Origin of the sequence: Streptomyces sp. JJ36 (genome assembly GCF_021696945.1) — a bacterium.
Classification (GTDB): domain Bacteria; phylum Actinomycetota; class Actinomycetes; order Streptomycetales; family Streptomycetaceae; genus Streptomyces.
The window spans coordinates 20,717-36,562 of record NZ_JACYHE010000015.1; the positions used below are offsets into that span (position 1 = coordinate 20,717).

The window sequence follows — 15,846 nt, forward strand, 5'->3', positions numbered from 1 at the left end:
GCAGCCCCGTTCGCTTCTCCGGCCGCGCAGCCGGTCACGGTGCGACTCCGGTCATGGGAAGGCCCAGCTCCTCGGGCAGCCCGAGGGCGAGGTTCATGCTCTGCACCGCACCGCCCCCCGTGCCCTTGGTCAGGTTGTCGATGGCGGCCACCACCACGATCCGGCCCGCCGCCTCGTCCAGCGCCGTCTGCAGCAGGGCCGTGTTGGAGCCGTACACGGCGGCGGTGGCGGGCCACTGCCCCTCGGGCAGCAGCCGCACGAACGGCTCGTCCTGGAAGGCCTTCTCGTACGCCGCGCGCACCGTGTCGGCGGTGACTCCGGGGCGCGCCGGGGCGGTGCAGGTCGCGAGGATGCCGCGGGGCATCGGGGCGAGCGTGGGGGTGAAGGAGACGGTCACCGGCTCGCCGGCGGCCGCCGAGAGGTTCTGGATCATCTCCGGGGTGTGCCGGTGCACGCCGCCCACGCCGTACGGGCTCATGGAGCCCATGACCTCGCTGCCCAGCAGGTGCGGCTTGGGGGACTTGCCGGCCCCGGAGGAACCGGAGGCCGCGACGATCACCGCTTCGGGCCCGGCGAGGCCGGCGGCGTACGCGGGGAAGAGGGCGAGCGACACCGCGGTCGGGTAGCACCCCGGGACGGCGACCCGCCGGGAGCCCCGCAGGGCGTCACGGGCGCCGGGCAGCTCGGGGAGCCCGTACGGCCAGCTCCCGGCGTGCGGCGTACCGTAGAACCGCTCCCAGTCCCCGGGGTCGGTGAGCCGGAAGTCGGCGCCACAGTCGATCACCAGGACGTCCGCACCGAGCTCCGCGGCGACCGCGGCCGACTGCCCGTGCGGCAGGGCGAGGAAGACCACGTCGTGCCCGCGCAGCACCTCGGTGGTGGTCGGCTCCAGCACGCGGTCGGCGAGCGGCGCGAGGTGCGGCTGCAGTGCGCCGAGGCGTTGCCCGGCGTTGGAGTTGCCCGTCAGGGCGCCGATCTCCGTCTCCGGGTGACCGGCGAGCAGGCGCAGGATCTCGCCTCCCGCATACCCGCTCGCCCCCGCCACCGCTACTCGGAATGCCATCGAACCTCCTCCTCCTCGAGAGCATGACTATACATAGCACGGCAGTTTTATGCAACGTCTCCCGTGGCTCGCCGGTGGCCTGGTCGGACGGGGAAATCGACGGGACGTCGACGGGAAGGGGCCGCCTCGGCGGGCGGGAAACCGCAGGCGTCGCCGCGCCCCCGCAGGATACGTTCGGGCAGCCGGACGCAGGCCCGGCACCGCCCCGCAACGGGGACGGCGAGAAGCAGCGGGGGGGGCACCGTGATCTCGGACTATCAGCAACACCTGCGAGAACGCCTGCTGTCCGTCCCGGAGACGCAGCCGCCGTCCCCGTGGCGCCCGGTCCTGCGGCGCACCCCCGTGGGCGGGCTGCTCGGCATCGGCTTCGCCGTCGCCCCGGGTACCGGCCACGACCTCGTCATGGTGGTCTCCACCGACGGCCATGGGCTCTTCGACGCCGTCACCGGCGAGAAGATCGCCCGCGACCGTGACCCCGACCCCGGCGCGAGCACCCCGGACGCGGTGCCGGACCTCTCCTGCCCGGGGCTCGGCCCTGTCGCCGCGACCCGCGTACGCATCGCGGGCCTCTTCGGAGGGGGCCTGCACGCCACCACCCTCGACGGCTGGAGCCTGGACACCGTCAGCCCCGAGTGGCCGGATGACCGGGTGCTGCTCTCCGCCCGTGGGGGAGCACCCTGGACCGGGCGGCACGGCGAGGGCTGGTGGCATGTCTTCGACTCCCACTACTCCGAACTGCGGGCCGCCGGCTTCTCGCCGTCCGGGCGCACTCTCGCCGTCGCCACCAGCAGCGACCTGACGCTCTGGGCCCGTCCCGTGCACGGCGAGGAGCCCCCGGGCGAGGCCGGGGCGTGACCGGGACGCCGGGCCGCGATGCACGCGGGGCAGACCTCGGCCTGCGGCCCGGCGGACGACGCCCTGCGGGAGCCGCCGCCCCCGCCCTGACGGCGCGGCGGCGGCAAGAGGGAGCCCGGCGACCGCTCAGGGCCGCTCCAGGAGTGCGGCGAGGTCCGGTACCACCACGTCCGCGCCGTGCGCGCGGAGGGCGCGGGCCTGCCCGGCCCGGTCCACGCCCACCACCAGGGCGAAGCGGCCGGCCCGGCCGGCCTCGACGCCGGCCAGCGCGTCCTCGAACACGGCCGCCCGGGAGGGCTCGGTGTGCAGGGCCCGGGCCGCCGCGAGGTAGGTGTCCGGCGCCGGCTTGCCGCGCAGGCCCCGCTCCCGGGCCACCACCCCGTCGATCCGCGCGTCGAACTGGCCGGCGATGCCGGCGGCGGCCAGCACCTCGCGGCAGTTGGCGCTGGACGAGACGACGGCGCGCAGCAGCCCGGCATCCCCGGCCGCCCGCAGGTAGGCCACCGAGCCCTCGTACACCGCCACGCCCTGCTCGCGGAGCAGGCGGAGCAGCAGGGCGTTCTTGCGGGCGCCGAGGGCGTGCACGGTCTCCGCGCCGGGCGGGTCTCCGGGGCCGCCCTCGGGCAGCCGGAGGGAGCGGGAGGCGAGGAATGTGCGGATCCCGTCGGCGCGGGGCCGGCCGTCCACGTAGGCGGCGTAGTCGCGGACCGGGTCGAAGGGCACGAAGGGGGTGCCCGTGCGCTCCGCCCGGTCCCGCAGGAAGCCGTCGAAGGCGTCCTTCCAGGCGGCCGCGTGCACGGTGGCCGTCCGGGTGAGGACGCCGTCGAGGTCGAAGAGGCAGGCGCGTACGCGTTCCGGGAGGCCCAGCATGCGTCCCTCACCTCTGGCAGTGCGGGCACCAGACGGTGGCGCGCCCGGCGATCCGGTCCCGGCGCAGGGTGCCGGAGCAGCGCGGGCACCGCCCGTCGGGGTCGTCCCGGTGTCCGGTGAGCCAGGAGGGCCGGTCGGGGACGCGGCCGGCGCGCATCGCCGGGCGCAGCGTCCGGCGCAGCTCGGTGTGGAGGGTGCGGCGTTCCGCGGGGGTGAGTTCCGCGGCCCGGCGGCCGGGGCGCAGCCGGGCGCGCCAGAGGATCTCGTCGGCGAGCAGGTTGCCCAGCCCGGCGACGGCCGACTGGTCGAGCAGGACGGACTTGACTCCGCCGCGCCGCCCGCCCAGCAGTCCGTCGAGCTCCGTGCGGCTCAGCCCGGCGGCGTCCGGGCCCTGCCCGGCCAGGGTGCGCCGGACCACGTCGTCGTCCGCGCCCTGCGGCGCGTACCAGAGGCCCTTGAGCTTGCGCTGGTCGCGGTAGCACAGGCGGTCGTCGCCGAGGGTGAGCAGCACCCGGTCGTGGCGGTGGGCCCGCTCACCGGCCGGGCGGCAGTCCAGGCGCCCGGTCATGCCGAAGTGCAGCAGCAGCGCGGGGCCGTCCTCGGTGGGGGCGAGGAGCCACTTGCCGTGCCGTTCGGGGGTGCCGAGGACCCGGCCCTGCAGGGTGCTGCGCAGCCGGCGCGCGGTCACCCCGTGCAGGACGCCGGTGTCGGCGACCTCGACCCGGTCGATCCGCCGGAACCCCTCGACGTCCGGCAGCTCGGGCATGGCACCGACCTCGCTCCGTACGGGCTCGTGCGGCTCGCGGGCCGGGTGGCGGCCCGTACGCCCATTGTCCCGCGGGCGGGAACGGCGGCATCCCGGGGCGTCTCCGCCGGCGCCCCCCGGGGGGGGCCGGTCGGGGACCGGGGAGCCGTCACTCCAGGCTCAGCGACCACTCCCCCGCCCGCCCGGTGAAGCCCACGGCGGACAGCGGGTGGGCCTCGATACGCCAGTACGTGTGCGGGGGCGCCCGGAGGACGTAGCACACGGCTGCCCGCAGCACCGCGGGCTCGGTGACGGCCACCACCCAGTCGTCACCGTCCACGGGGCGGGTGTCCAGCCAGCCGCCGACGCGGCCGATGAAGTCCAGCAGCGACTCCCCGCCGTGCGGGGCGGCGCGCGGGTCGGTCAGCCAGGCGTCGACCGCGTCCGGCTCCCGGGCCGCGACCTCCTGGAGCGTACGGCCCCGCCAGCGCCCCATGTCGCAGTCGCGCAGCGCGGGCTGGGCGAGCGGGGCGAGGCCGAGGACGTCGCCGGTGGCACGGCAGCGGGCGGACGGGGAGCAGTAGCGGAGCTCGGCGGCGGAGAGCCGGGAGAGCCAGGGCACGGCCTGCTGGAGCTCCCGCCAGCCCGCCTCGTCCAGCGACCGGTCGTCGTCGAAGCGCACATCGAGCACCGAGGAGCTGCGGGCGGGCGCGAGCAGCGTGACACGTATGTGCATCCGGTGATCATAGGGTGAAGAGCCCGTTTGTTCGATACCCCGTCAACAGGGAGTCGAAGGGATCTTCCGGGCGCCGGGCGCTCAGCGCCCCGGCTCCTCCCAGGCCGCGCGGAGCCGGCGGACCCCCTCGGCGATCTCCTCGGTGCCCGCGGCGGGGGCGTAGCTGAGCCGCAGGTGCGGGGCGGGCGACTCGGCCGGGAAGTAGGGGCGGCCCGCCGTCACCGAGACGCCGTGCCGCAGCGCGGAGGCGACCAGCGCGGCCTCGTCCGTACCGTCCGGGAGCCGGAGCCACAGGTGGTAGCCGCCCCGTGCCGCGTGCGGCGTGGGCAGCTCCGGGAGTTCCCGGGCCAGCGCGGTGAGCATCGCCTCCCGGCGCCGTCGCAGCTCGCCGCCGATCCCGCGCAGGTGCCGGTCCCAGGCGGGAGCGCCGACGAGTTCCAGGGCGGCCTCCTGCAGCGGGCGCGGCACGAAGAAGGCGTCCACCACCTGGACGGCCCGCAACCGTTCCAGGGCCGGGCCGCGGGCGGCCAGCGCGCCGACCCGGAGGCTGGGCGAGGCCGCCTTGGTCAGCGAGCAGACGTGCACCACGACGCCGTCCGGGTCGTCCGCACGGAGGGTGCCGGGCAGCGGCCCGGCGTCCTCGTGGGCCAGCCGGCGGGCGAAGTCGTCCTCCACCACGAAGGCGCCCGCAGCGCGGGCCGCCTCCAGCACGGCGGCCCGCCGGTCCTCGGCGAGGACCGCGCCGGTGGGGTTCTGGAAGAGCGGCTGGCAGACGAAGAGCCGGGCACCGCTGGCCCGGAAGGCGTCGGCGAGGAGGCCGGGACGGACACCGTCGGCGTCCGCGGGCACCGGGAGGGGGCGGAGCCCGGAGGCGCGGGCCGCGCCGAGCATCCCGGGGTAGGTGGGCGACTCGACCAGCACGGCGGCTCCGGGCGGCGCCAGCGCGCGCAGCGCGGTGGTGAGGGCGCTCTGCCCGCCCGCGGTGACCAGCACGTCGGAGGCGTTCACCGCCCCGGAGGGGCCGCCGATCTCGCGGCCGAACCAGGCCCGCAGCTCGGACACGCCCTCCAGGGGCGGGCGCCCCCAGGCCCCTGGCCGGCGGCCGGCGCGGGCGAGGGCCGCGGAGAGCGCCCGCTCGGGCTGGAGAACCTCCGGCAGATAGCCACCGCTCAGCTCGATCACCCCGGGCGGCGGCGTGGTCAGGGTGGCGGTGACCCCGCTCGCGTCGACGCTGCGCTGCACCGGGCCGGGCGCGGACTCGGCGCTCAGCGCGACCTCCTGCCAGGAGGTGTCGCCGGCGGCGGGCGCGGCCGCCCGCGGCGCGGCCCGGAACGCCCCGGCGCCCGGACGGGTCACCAGCAGGCCCTCGGCGGCGAGGGCGGCGAGAGCGCGGGAGACGGTGACCGGGCTGACGCGGTAGCGCTCGATGAGCGCCCGGCTGGACGGCAGCTTCTCGCCGGGAGAGTAGCGATTCAGGTCCGCGCGCAGGGAAGCGACGAGTTCTCCCACACTGCTACGCTGTTGCATGAGAGTAGAGGATAGCGCTACCACACCGTCGGCGATAGCGGTCCCGGCGGGGCGCCCCCGCCGCGGCGCCTCCGCGCGGACCGGACTGCTGCTGGCGGCCGCGGGCGTGACCGCCTTCTCGCTGACCTTCCCGGCCACCACCTGGGCCCTGGAGGGACTGGGCCCGTGGTCGGTCACGACCGTCCGCATGGTGCTCGCCGGGCTGCTCGCGAGCGGCTGCCTCGCCGCGCTGCGGGTGCCGGTACCGGCCCGCCGGCTCTGGCCCGGACTGGCCGTCGTCGCGGCCGGCACCGTGATCGGCTTCCCGCTCCTGACCACACTGGCGCTGCAGACCTCCTCCACCGCGCACGCCGCCGTCGTCGTCGGGCTGCTCCCGCTGACCACGGCGGCCTACTCCGCGCTGCGCACCGGCCACCGGCCCTCCGGCACCTTCTGGGCCGCCGCGGCCACCGGCGCGGTCGTGGTCCTGGCCTTCGCGGTGCACGAGAGCGGCGGAGCGCCCACCACGGGCGACCTCTACCTCGGCGCCGCGCTGCTGGTCTGCGCCGCGGGCTACGCCGAGGGCGGCCGGCTGGCGCGGGAGCTGCCCGGCTGGCAGGTCATCGGCTGGGCGCTCGCCGGCTGCCTGCCGCTCGCCGCACTCGGCGCCGTGGTGGCCGTGCAGGCGGAGCCGGTACGGCTGACCGCCACCGCGCTCGGCGGGGTGGTGTGGCTGGCGGCGGGATCCCAGTTTCTCGGCCTGCTGGTGTGGTACCGGGGCATGGGTCTCACCGGCGTCGCCCGGGCCAGCCAGCTCCAGCTCGCGCAGCCGCTGCTGACCCTGGTGTGGTCGGTGCTGCTGCTCGGCGAGCGGCTGACTCCGGCCGCCCCGGCGGCCGCGGTCGCGGTGCTCGTCTGCATCGCCGTCACCCAGCGCGCCCGCGCGTGACGAGCGCGGGGCCGCCCCGCCCGCCGTAGACTGTGACCCACGGCACAAGCCGACGTATCACCACCTGCGGACAGGAGGGCACCGCGGATGCAAGCACAGTCGGGCGACAAGCTGCTGGTGCACGGCAGGACCGTGGGCCAGCACGACAAGGTCGCGGAGATCGTGGAGGTCCTGGGGTCCGACGGCGAACCCCCCTACCGGGTGCGCTTCGAGGACGGCCACGAGGCGGTGATGTCGCCGGGGCCCGATTCCGTGGTGCGGCACGAGGAGAAGCCGCAGCGCTGAGCGCCCCCGGCACCCGGTTCGCGGCACGCTGGTGCGTGCCCCTCCCCGCACGGGAGGGCACGCACCCGCGGCGCGTTGACGGTCCGTCGCCGGCGCACGGCCGTACGGCACCGGTGACGGCCGGGGCCGCAGGCGCCGCACGGACGGGGAGGCGGGGTCAGCGTGGCGGCCGCACCCGGCACCGGTAGTGGTCCTCCACCACCCGCGTCATCGCGCCCAGCGGGTCGGCGGCCACCTGGCGCGCCGAGAAGTAGACGTTGCCGCGCACCCGCGGGTGGTCGCGGCAGAAGTCCAGATGGCGGGAGAGCTCGGCCGGGTCGTGCCAGGCCGGGCCCTGGTTCGCGGCACCGACCTTGTAGAGGGCCTCGCCGACGAAGAGGTCCACGCCGGTGTCCCGCACCACCTCCGACCACCAGGGCACCAGCACGGCGTAGTCCGCGACGGCGAAGCCGATGTTCCAGTACACCTGCGGCACGATGTAGTCGAGCCACCCCTCGCGCACCCACTTCCGGGTGTCCGCGTAGAGGTCGTCGTACGTCTGCACACCGCCCCGGGTGTCCGAGCCCTCCGGGTCGGTGGCGCTGTTCCGCCAGATCGCGAACGGGCTGACGCCGAACCGCACCCGTGGCCGGGTGCGGCGGATCCGTGCGGCGGTCTCCCGCACCAGCAGGTCGATGTTGTTCCGGCGCCAGGCGGCCCGGTCCGGGAAGTCCCCGCCGTGCTCGGCGTAGGCGGCGTCGTCGTCGAAGACCTCGCCCGCGACCGGGTAGGGGTAGAAGTAGTCGTCCCAGTGCACCGCGTCGATGTCGTACCGCTCGACGGCGTCGAGCATGGCGTCCTGCACGAAGCGGCGCACCTCGGGCAGCCCCGGGTTGTAGTAGAGCTTGCCGCCGTACGGCACCACCCACTCCGGGTGCCGCCGCGCGGGGTGCTCCGGCACCAGCCGCTCCGGGTCACCGTGGTTGGCGATCCGGTAGGGGTTGAACCAGGCGTGCAGTTCCAGACCGCGGCGGTGGGCCTCGCGCACCGCGAAACCCAGCGGGTCCCAGCCCGGGTCCCGCCCCTGGACACCGGTGAGCCACGCCGACCACGGCTCGTGGGGCGAGGGCCAGAAGGCGTCGGCCGTCGGCCGCACCTGGAGCACCACCGTGTTCAGCCGCCGCTCCACCGCCGTGTCCAGGTGGGCGAGCAACTCGGCCTGCTGCTCCGCCGCCGGCAGGCCCGTCCGGGACGGCCAGTCGATGTTGGCGACCGTCGCCACCCACATCCCCCGCATCTGCGGGCGCCGCCACCGGCCGTGCGTCGCGGAACCGTCCGTACGGGCCACCGCGGACGGCACGGCCAGCGCGGGCACGGCGAGCAGCCCGGCCGCGGCGGCGCCCAGGGTTCTCCGGGTGATCGGGTTACGGTCCATTCTCGTGTCCTCCTGGTGCGCGCTGGACGGCCGCGGACGGGCCGCGGTGCCGGAACCGGTGGCTCGCGCACGAGCGTCGGGCCGGCCGCGGGGCCGGGCAAGCACCCGGAGCGGCGCGCCCAGGTACGGCCGCGCGCCGCTCCGTCCTCTTGACAACGGGTGACCGGCCGGCCGCGGTGTGCGGTGGCCGCCCGGGGAGCCGCCCCGGGGGCTCCGTCGGGCGGAGGGCCGGGGTAACGTCGGGCGGCGAGGCGTTGCGGCCCGGGGACCCCACGGCCGCGCCGCCAGGGGACCCGAGATCTGCGAAAGGCACGAGGTGACCGACATCGAACGCGTCGGAGTGGTGGGCTGCGGCCAGATGGGCGCCGGGATCGCCGAGGTGTGTGCGCGCGCCGGGCTGGACGTCCTGGTCGCCGAGACCACCGGGGAGGCGCTGGAGCTGGGCCGGACCCGCCTGGTGAGCTCGCTGGACAAGGCCGTCGCCCGGGGGAAGCTGGCCGAGGAGGAGCGCGACGCCACGCTGGACCGGCTGGCCTTCACCACCGACCTGGGCGAGTTCGCCGACCGCGACCTCGTCATCGAGGCCGTGGTGGAGAACGAGCAGGTCAAGACGGAGATCTTCCAGGTGCTCGACCAGGTCGTCACCCGGAGCGACGCCATCCTGGCCTCGAACACCTCCTCCATCCCGCTGGTCAAGCTGGCCGTGGCGACCTCCCGCCCGGACCACGTGCTGGGCATCCACTTCTTCAACCCGGCCCCGGTGCAGCAGCTTGTGGAGCTGATCCCCGCGCTGACGACCAGCGAGGAGACGGTCAAGCGCGCCGAGGAGACGGTCGGCAAGGTACTGGGCAAGCACGCCATCCGCGCCCAGGACCGCTCGGGCTTCGTGGTCAACGCGCTGCTCATCCCGTACCTGCTGTCGGCGATCCGGATGTACGAGTCGGGCATCGCCAGCCGGGAGGACATCGACAACGGGATGGAGATGGGGTGCGCGCACCCCATGGGCCCGCTCAAGCTGTCGGATCTGATCGGCCTGGACACCGTCGCCTCGGTGGCCGACTCGATGTACGCGGAGTTCAAGGAGCCGCTGTACGCCGCGCCGCCGCTGCTCCAGCGGATGGTGGACGCGGGACGGCTGGGCCGTAAGACCGGCGCCGGCTTCTACCCCTACGCCTGAGCGGCTCACCCCGGTGCCCCGCCCGGTGCGTCCCGCGACGGAATCCGCGCGCTGAGGCCCGGACCCGCTGGTCGAGGCGGTACGGGGCCCGGCAGGGCGTAGGCCACCCGGCGCCGCCAGGACGGCGCCCGCAGCCCGCGCGGCAGCCCCGGGCCACCGGCCGGAGCGCGGTACGGCCGGGACGGGGTGCCGGGCCGCCGCCCCCGGCCGGCGAACGGCCCGCCGCTCCCCGGTCGGGGGCGGCGGGCCGGCCCGTCCCGTGCCGCAGCGCGGGTGGGGCGTGCGGCCCTTCGGCGTGCGGGGTCAGGCGCCCCGGAGCACCGCGCCGGTCCGTTCCACCGCCGAGGCCACCGCGGCGTCCCGGGCGGCCGAGGCCTCGTCGGCCTTGAGCGTCCGGTCGGGCGCACGGAAGCGCAGGGCGTACGCCAGCGACTTGCGCCCCTCGCCGATCTGCTCGCCGGTGAAGACGTCGAACAGCCGCAGCGACTCCAGCAGTTCCCCGGCCCCCTCCCGGAGCGCCGACTCGACGTCGGCGGCCGGCACGGCGGAGTCCACCACCAGGGCGACGTCCTGGGTGGCCACCGGGTAGGTCGACACGTGCGGTCCCTCGACGGTGCCGGAGCCGGCCCGCTCCAGCGCGTCCAGGTCGAGCTCCATGGCACAGGTACGGGCCGGCAGGCCGAGCGCCTTGGTCACCCGGGGGTGCAGCTCGCCCGCGTACCCGACGGTCTCCCCGCCGGTGAGCAGCTCAGCACAGCGCCCCGGGTGCCAGGGCCCGTAGTGGCCGTTCCGCACGGTGAGCGGGGCACGGGCTTCCCGGGCGACCAGCCGGGCCGCCTCCACGGCGTCCGCCCAGCTCGCCGGGCGGCCCTCGCCCCACCAGCCGGCCTGCTCCCGCGCACCGGCGAGCACCACGGCGGCGTGCCGGGGCTGCCGCGGCAGCGCGGCGTCGAGCGCGGCGATCTCCGCCGCGGAGGGGCGGCCGCCGACCCCGGGCCGGGGAGCGTCGGGCTCCTCCCCGGAGGGCAGGAAGACCAGCCCGGTCTCGAAGAGGGCGAGTCCGCCCTGGGCGTCCTGGCTGCCCCGGCCGTCGTTCCGGCGCAGCGCGGCGAGCAGGCCCGGCAGCAGCGCGGTGCGCAGCGCCGGCTCCTCGTCGGAGAGCGGGTTGACCAGCGTGACCGTGCGGCGGCACGGGTCGTCGGGGGCGAGCTGGAGCTGCTGGAGGACGGCGTCGCCGAGGAAGGGGTAGTTCAGCGCCTCCGTGTAGCCGGCCCCGGCCAGCGCGCGGCCGACCCGCCGGTGCAGCCGCTGGCGCTCGGTGAGCCCCCGGCCGGCGGGCGGGCGCGGCAGCGTGGAGGGCAGGCTGGTGTAGCCCTCCAGCCGGATGACCTCCTCGGCCAGGTCGTTGGGGTCGGTCAGGTCCGGCCGCCAGGAGGGCACCGTCACGGTCAGCTCGTCCTGCCCGTACACGTCGCAGCCGACCTGCTGAAGCCGGCGCACCACGGCCTCGCGACCGTAGGTGAGGCCGGCCACCCGGTCCGGGTGGTCCACCGCGATCCGGATGGTGCGCGGCCCGCTGGGCGCGACGAACTCGGTCACCCCGGCCTCGGCGGAGCCACCCGCCAGCAGGACCAGCAGGTCCACGGTGCGCTGGGCGGCGACGGAGGCGGCTTCCGGGTCCACACCCCGCTCGAAGCGCCGCGACGCCTCGGAGGAGAGCCGGTGCCGGCGGGCGGTGCGGGCGACGGACACCGGGTCGAAGTGTGCGGCCTCGACGACGACCTCGGTGCTGCCGCCCTCGGCGGCGTCGGCGATCTCGGTGTTCGCGCCGCCCATCACCCCGGCCAGCCCGATGGGCCCGCCCTCGTCGGTGATGACCAGGTCCCCGGGGTCGAGCAACCGCTCGGCGCCGTCCAGCGTGGTGAGCTTCTCGCCCTCCCGGGCGCGGCGGACGCCGATGGTGCCCTCGACGCGGGAGCGGTCGTAGGCGTGCAGCGGCTGGCCGAGTTCCAGCATCACGTAGTTGGTGACGTCCACGGCGAGCGAGATCGGGCGCATGCCGGCCTTCTGCAGCCGCCGCCGGAGCCAGAGCGGGGACCGGGCGTCCGGGCGGATCCCGGTCACCGCGCGGGCGGTGAAGCGGTCGCAGCCCCGGACGTCCGCGACCTCGACCGGCGGGCCGTGGTCGTTCGGCGCGGGCACGTCGATCAGCGCGGGGTCGCGCAGCGGCAGCCCGTAGGCGGTCGCGGTCTCCCGGGCGATGCCGCGCAGCGAGAGGCAGTAGCCGCGGTCCGGGGTGACGGCGATGTCGAGCACCTCGTCGACCAGCTCGAGCAGCTCGACCGCGTCGGTGCCCGGCTCGTGCTCCGGCGGGAGCACGATGATGCCGTCGTGGTCGTCGCCCATGCCCAGTTCCCGGGCCGAGCAGATCATGCCTTCGGAGAGCTTGCCGTAGGTCTTCCGGGCGCCGATCTCGAAGCCGCCGGGGAGCACGGCACCGGGCAGCACGACCACGACCTTGTCGCCGACGGCGAAGTTGGTCGCGCCGCAGATGAGGTTCTGCGGCTCCCCGGTGCCGTTCGCCGCGCCCACGTCCACCTGGCACCAGCGGATCGGCTTCTTGAACCCGGTCAGCTCCTCGATCGCCAGCACCTGCCCGACGACCAGCGGGCCCTTGAGCCCGGCGCCGAGCTGGTCGACGGTCTCGACCTCCAGCCCGGCCTCGATCAGCTTCGCCGCGACGTCGCGGCCGGTCTCGCCGGCCGGCAGGTCGACGTACTCCCGCAGCCAGGAAAGCGGGGCCCGCATCAGATCTCCATCCCGAACGGCCGGGTGAAGCGCACGTCACCCTCGACCATGTCTCGCATGTCCTCGACGTTGTGGCGGAACATCAGCATCCGCTCGATGCCGAAGCCGAAGGCGAAGCCGCTGTAGCGCTCCGGATCGACACCGCAGGCCGTGAGCACGCGCGGATTGACCATGCCGCAGCCGCCGAGCTCGATCCACCCCTCCGAGGAGCAGGTGCGGCAGGGGCGGTCTGCGTTGCCGACGGACTCGCCGTGGCACACGAAGCAGACCATGTCCATCTCGGCGGACGGCTCGGTGAAGGGGAAGTAGCTGGGTCGCAGCCGGGTCTTCATGTCCTCGCCGAAGAGCGCCCGGGCCATGTGGTCCAGGGTGCCCTTCAGGTCCGCCATGGTCAGGCCCTCGTCCACGGCGAGCAGCTCGACCTGGGTGAAGACGGGGGTGTGGGTGGCGTCCAGCTCGTCGGTGCGGAAGACCCGGCCGGGGCAGACCACGTACACCGGGAGCTCGCGGTCGAGCAGCGAGCGGATCTGCACCGGGGAGGTGTGGGTGCGCAGCACCACACCGCTGTCCTCACCGCCGTCGCGGCCGCGCACGAAGAAGGTGTCCTGCATGGTGCGGGCCGGGTGGTCGGGCGCGATGTTGAGCGCGTCGAAGTTGAACCACTCGGTCTCCACCTCGGGGCCCTCGGCCACCTCGTAGCCCATCGCGACGAAGACGTCCTCGATGCGCTCGGAGAGCGTGGTCAGCGGGTGTCGCGCGCCGGCGGGGAGGCGGTCGTGGGGCAGGGTGACGTCGACCGTCTCCTCCGCCAGCACCCGCTCGTCGCGCTCCGCCTCCAGCTCCTCGCGGCGGGCCTGGAGCGCCTTGTTCACCGCCCCGCGGGCCTGACCGACGCGCTTGCCGGCCTCCGCCTTGGCGTGCGGGGGCAGGGCCCCGATCTCGCGGTTGGCCAGGGCGAGCGGGGAGCGGTCGCCGGCGTGGGCGGCCTTGACCTCACGCAGCGCGTCCAGATCCGCGGCGGCGGCGATCGCCGCGAGCGCCTCGTCGCGTGCCCGGTCGATCTCTTCCGGTTTCAGTGCCTCGACCTCGACAGGGTCGTACGACTTGTTGGGTGCCGACATCTCTTCCCGTGCTTCCGATTGGCGTGGCTGCGCGTGCGTGCCGATGGACGAGTCTAAAGGTCACGCCGCGCAGGGAGGTACGCGGAGCAGTCTGCTGCCCTCCGCGGGGCCGGTGGAGCCCGTGGTGCCGTCCGCGGGGCCGGTGGCCCGCGGAACTCCTAGGCCAGGACGGCCGGGGCGCCCACGGGCAACGTAAATCGGAACTGGGCGCCGCCGCCGGCCGCCCGGGAGACCGTGATCCGGCCGCTGTGGGCCTCGACGATGCCCTTGACGATGTAGAGGCCCAGCCCGGTGCCACCGCGCTTGCTGCCTCGCCAGAAGCGGGTGAAGACGCGGCTCATCGATTCCTCCGGGATGCCTGGACCCTCGTCGCTCACCGTGACCGCCGTGCCGGCCGCGTCCCGCTCGCGGGGGGACGCGGTGGGCGACACCTCGATGGTGACAGTCCCCTCGCCGTGGCGCACGGCGTTTTCCAGGAGGTTCCCCAGAATCTGGTCGATCTTGTCGGGGTCCGCCCAGAGCGCGGGCAGCGGCCCGCGGATCCGGGTGACGAAGCGGTCGGCGGGCTGACCGGCGGCGGTGTGCGCCTCGATGTGCCGGCGGACGGCGGCCGGCATGTCGACGGGCTGCCGGCGCACCTCCAGCCGTCCCGAGTCGATCCGGGAGATGTCCAGCAGCTCGGTGATCAGCCGGGTGACCCGGTTGGCGTCCGCATCGACCGTCTCCAGCATGAGGCGCTTCTGGTCGTCGGTGAACCGCTCCCACTTGGCCAGCAGGGTGGCCGTGAAGCCCTTCACGGAGGTGAGCGGTGAGCGCAGCTCGTGCGCGACGGTCGCGATCAGCTCGGCGTGGCTGCGCTCGGTGCGTCGCCGGGCCTCGGTGCCGCGCAGCCCGATCACCACCCGGTGCACCGGCCCCCGCGGCCGGGTGCGGACGTAGCGTGCGGTCACCAGCACCTCCCGGCCGCGCAGCAGCAGGTTGCGCTCCGGCTGACCGCTGCGGGTGGCGAGGCCGCCGTACGGGTCCGTCAGCCGCCACCAGCGTCTGCCCTCCAGATCCTCCAGCGGCAGCGCGCTCTCCAGGGGGCGGCCGAGGGCCTCCGCCGGGGAGATGCCGCAGATCCGGGCGGCCGCGGCGTTGAAGCAGACGACGCGGCCGGCACGGTCGGCGACGACCAGGCCGTCCGGCAGATCGTCCGGGTGCAGACCGGAGCCGGCGGCGGACGGCGGCACGGCCCGGCGCGGGGAGCCGTCGCGCGTGCTGACATCCATCCCCACACCCCTCTTCACGGCTCTCTCGCCCTCCGGGTCCCGGCAGGTCACCGCGGGCATCGCCGCGCGCGGGCTCCCCCGGCCCCGCCCGCCTCCGGGAGCGCCACCCTACTAGGTGGAGGTGACGGAGCGGCACCCTCCGGCAGCGCGCTGCGCACGGGCCGACGCATAGAGGCACACCGCCGCGGCGGTGGCGAGGTTGAGGCTTTCCGCTCGCCCGTGGATCGGGACGCGCACCACCGCGTCCGCGAGTGCGCGGGTCTCCTCCGGCAGTCCCCACGCCTCGTTGCCGAAGACCCAGGCGGTGGGTCCGGCCAGGGCGCCGGCGTCGAGCTCGCCGTCCAGGTCGGCCTCGCCGGAGCCGTCGGCCGCCACCACCCGGACGCCGGCCTCCCGCAGCCCGGACGCGGCGCGGGGGGCGGGCACGCCGACGGCGACCGGCAGGTGGAAGAGGGAGCCGGCGGAGGCCCGCACCGCCTTGGGGTTGTAGACGTCGACCGAGGCGTCGGTGAACACCACCGCGTCGGCGCCGGCCGCGTCGGCGCAGCGCAGCACGGTGCCGGCGTTCCCCGGATCGCGGACGTGCGCCAGCACCGCGACCAGCCGGGGACGGGCGGCGAGCACCTCGGCGAAGGGCCGGTCGAGAAAGCGGCAGACGCCGATCAGGCCCTGCGGGGTCACCGTCTGGGCCAGCCCGACGAGGGTTTCCTCGGGCGTGAGGTGGAGCCGGGCCCCGGCGGCACGGGCCAGGTCGAGGACGTCCGGGTGGCGCTCGGCGGCCTCGGCGGTGGCGAAGAGCTCGGCGAGCACCGGTTCCCGGCCGGCGCGGTGGGCGGCGGCCTCCCGTACGGCCTGCGGGCCCTCGGCGAGGAAGCGCCCCTCCTTGCCCCGGGAGTTGCGGCGGGCGAGCTTCCGCGCGGCGGCGACGCGCGCGGCGGACGGCGGGTGCACGGGGTCGGACCTCTCTGGGCGGTGACGGGTGGTGCCGCGGCGGCCGGGGAGGGTGCCGGGGTGCGGCGGCGGGACGGGCACGGTGGAGCGAACAG

The 15,846-nt window shown here is 75.8% G+C and carries 14 protein-coding genes; 4 read left to right on the plus strand and 10 right to left on the minus strand.

The window, feature by feature from the left end:
• Nucleotides 1-34: 34 nt before the first annotated feature.
• Nucleotides 35-1,063 (minus strand): N-acetyl-gamma-glutamyl-phosphate reductase, encoded by a 1,029-nt coding sequence (argC, locus tag HOY81_RS08770; RefSeq protein WP_237319681.1) that lies wholly within the window; start codon nucleotides 1,061-1,063, stop codon nucleotides 35-37.
• A 243-nt stretch (nucleotides 1,064-1,306) separates the two neighbouring features.
• Here argC and HOY81_RS08775 point away from each other — a divergent pair, with 243 nt between their 5' ends.
• A complete protein-coding gene (locus HOY81_RS08775; RefSeq protein WP_237319682.1) occupies nucleotides 1,307-1,918 on the plus strand; it encodes a hypothetical protein in 612 nt (203 codons plus the stop codon).
• Between the two features lie 126 nt (nucleotides 1,919-2,044).
• Here HOY81_RS08775 and HOY81_RS08780 read toward each other — a convergent pair whose 3' ends face one another.
• The 4 genes from HOY81_RS08780 to HOY81_RS08795 all read right to left on the minus strand — a co-directional run bounded on the left by HOY81_RS08780 (nucleotide 2,045) and on the right by HOY81_RS08795 (nucleotide 5,796).
• Nucleotides 2,045-2,788, minus strand: a complete 744-nt coding sequence (locus HOY81_RS08780; protein WP_237319683.1) for an HAD family phosphatase — start codon at nucleotides 2,786-2,788, stop codon at nucleotides 2,045-2,047.
• A 7-nt stretch (nucleotides 2,789-2,795) separates the two neighbouring features.
• Nucleotides 2,796-3,554 carry an Fpg/Nei family DNA glycosylase gene (locus HOY81_RS08785; protein ID WP_237319684.1) on the minus strand — a complete coding sequence of 253 codons (759 nt, stop codon included), beginning with the start codon at nucleotides 3,552-3,554 and terminating at the stop codon, nucleotides 2,796-2,798.
• 148 nt (nucleotides 3,555-3,702) lie between these two features.
• Nucleotides 3,703-4,269 carry a histidine phosphatase family protein gene (locus tag HOY81_RS08790; protein ID WP_237319685.1) on the minus strand — a complete coding sequence of 189 codons (567 nt, stop codon included), beginning with the start codon at nucleotides 4,267-4,269 and terminating at the stop codon, nucleotides 3,703-3,705.
• An 81-nt stretch (nucleotides 4,270-4,350) separates the two neighbouring features.
• The gene (locus HOY81_RS08795) at nucleotides 4,351-5,796 is read right to left on the minus strand and encodes a PLP-dependent aminotransferase family protein (RefSeq protein WP_237319686.1); all 1,446 of its coding nucleotides are present in this window, start codon (nucleotides 5,794-5,796) and stop codon (nucleotides 4,351-4,353) included.
• Between HOY81_RS08795 and HOY81_RS08800 the strand changes: the two genes are divergently transcribed.
• Nucleotides 5,795-6,724, plus strand: coding sequence for a DMT family transporter (locus tag HOY81_RS08800; RefSeq protein WP_237319687.1), 930 nt, complete (start codon nucleotides 5,795-5,797; stop codon nucleotides 6,722-6,724). The two genes, HOY81_RS08795 and HOY81_RS08800, sit on opposite strands and share 2 nt — an antisense overlap.
• An 87-nt stretch (nucleotides 6,725-6,811) precedes the next feature.
• A complete protein-coding gene (locus HOY81_RS08805; protein WP_237319688.1) occupies nucleotides 6,812-7,009 on the plus strand; it encodes a DUF1918 domain-containing protein in 198 nt (65 codons plus the stop codon).
• Between the two features lie 157 nt (nucleotides 7,010-7,166).
• Here the strand turns inward: HOY81_RS08805 and HOY81_RS08810 are convergent, their stop codons facing one another.
• Nucleotides 7,167-8,423, minus strand: a complete 1,257-nt coding sequence (locus HOY81_RS08810; RefSeq protein WP_237319689.1) for a glycoside hydrolase family 10 protein — start codon at nucleotides 8,421-8,423, stop codon at nucleotides 7,167-7,169.
• A gap of 316 nt (nucleotides 8,424-8,739) precedes the next feature.
• On the opposite strand from HOY81_RS08810, the gene HOY81_RS08815 reads away from it, so the two are divergent.
• Entirely contained in the window at nucleotides 8,740-9,600 is an 861-nt protein-coding gene (locus HOY81_RS08815; RefSeq protein ID WP_237319690.1) for a 3-hydroxybutyryl-CoA dehydrogenase, read from the plus strand.
• Between the two features lie 303 nt (nucleotides 9,601-9,903).
• Here the strand turns inward: HOY81_RS08815 and pheT are convergent, their stop codons facing one another.
• The 4 genes from pheT to HOY81_RS08835 all read right to left on the minus strand — a co-directional run bounded on the left by pheT (nucleotide 9,904) and on the right by HOY81_RS08835 (nucleotide 15,751).
• The gene (gene pheT / locus HOY81_RS08820) at nucleotides 9,904-12,408 is read right to left on the minus strand and encodes a phenylalanine--tRNA ligase subunit beta (RefSeq protein WP_237319691.1); all 2,505 of its coding nucleotides are present in this window, start codon (nucleotides 12,406-12,408) and stop codon (nucleotides 9,904-9,906) included.
• On the minus strand, nucleotides 12,408-13,529 hold the full coding sequence (pheS, locus tag HOY81_RS08825; protein WP_237319692.1) for a phenylalanine--tRNA ligase subunit alpha: 1,122 nt from the start codon (nucleotides 13,527-13,529) through the stop codon (nucleotides 12,408-12,410). Before pheS ends, pheT begins: the two co-directional genes overlap by 1 nt.
• A gap of 158 nt (nucleotides 13,530-13,687) precedes the next feature.
• Nucleotides 13,688-14,800: an ATP-binding protein gene (locus HOY81_RS08830; RefSeq protein WP_237319693.1), complete on the minus strand. Its 1,113-nt coding sequence runs from the start codon at nucleotides 14,798-14,800 to the stop codon at nucleotides 13,688-13,690.
• 111 nt (nucleotides 14,801-14,911) lie between these two features.
• Complete coding sequence (locus HOY81_RS08835; RefSeq protein WP_237319694.1) at nucleotides 14,912-15,751, minus strand: RNA methyltransferase; 840 nt, start codon at nucleotides 15,749-15,751, stop codon at nucleotides 14,912-14,914.
• Nucleotides 15,752-15,846: the final 95 nt, after the last annotated feature.

Coding starts and splice junctions, on each gene's coding strand:
- pheS (WP_237319692.1), bottom strand. CDS start 13,529: ATGTCGGCACCCAACAAGTCGTACGACCCTGTCGAGGTCGAGGCACTG.
- HOY81_RS08805 (WP_237319688.1), top strand. CDS start 6,812: ATGCAAGCACAGTCGGGCGACAAGCTGCTGGTGCACGGCAGGACCGTG.
- HOY81_RS08785 (WP_237319684.1), bottom strand. CDS start 3,554: ATGCCCGAGCTGCCGGACGTCGAGGGGTTCCGGCGGATCGACCGGGTC.
- argC (WP_237319681.1), bottom strand. CDS start 1,063: ATGGCATTCCGAGTAGCGGTGGCGGGGGCGAGCGGGTATGCGGGAGGC.
- pheT (WP_237319691.1), bottom strand. CDS start 12,408: ATGCGGGCCCCGCTTTCCTGGCTGCGGGAGTACGTCGACCTGCCGGCC.
- HOY81_RS08810 (WP_237319689.1), bottom strand. CDS start 8,423: ATGGACCGTAACCCGATCACCCGGAGAACCCTGGGCGCCGCCGCGGCC.
- HOY81_RS08800 (WP_237319687.1), top strand. CDS start 5,795: ATGAGAGTAGAGGATAGCGCTACCACACCGTCGGCGATAGCGGTCCCG.
- HOY81_RS08830 (WP_237319693.1), bottom strand. CDS start 14,800: ATGGATGTCAGCACGCGCGACGGCTCCCCGCGCCGGGCCGTGCCGCCG.
- HOY81_RS08780 (WP_237319683.1), bottom strand. CDS start 2,788: ATGCTGGGCCTCCCGGAACGCGTACGCGCCTGCCTCTTCGACCTCGAC.
- HOY81_RS08790 (WP_237319685.1), bottom strand. CDS start 4,269: ATGCACATACGTGTCACGCTGCTCGCGCCCGCCCGCAGCTCCTCGGTG.
- HOY81_RS08795 (WP_237319686.1), bottom strand. CDS start 5,796: ATGCAACAGCGTAGCAGTGTGGGAGAACTCGTCGCTTCCCTGCGCGCG.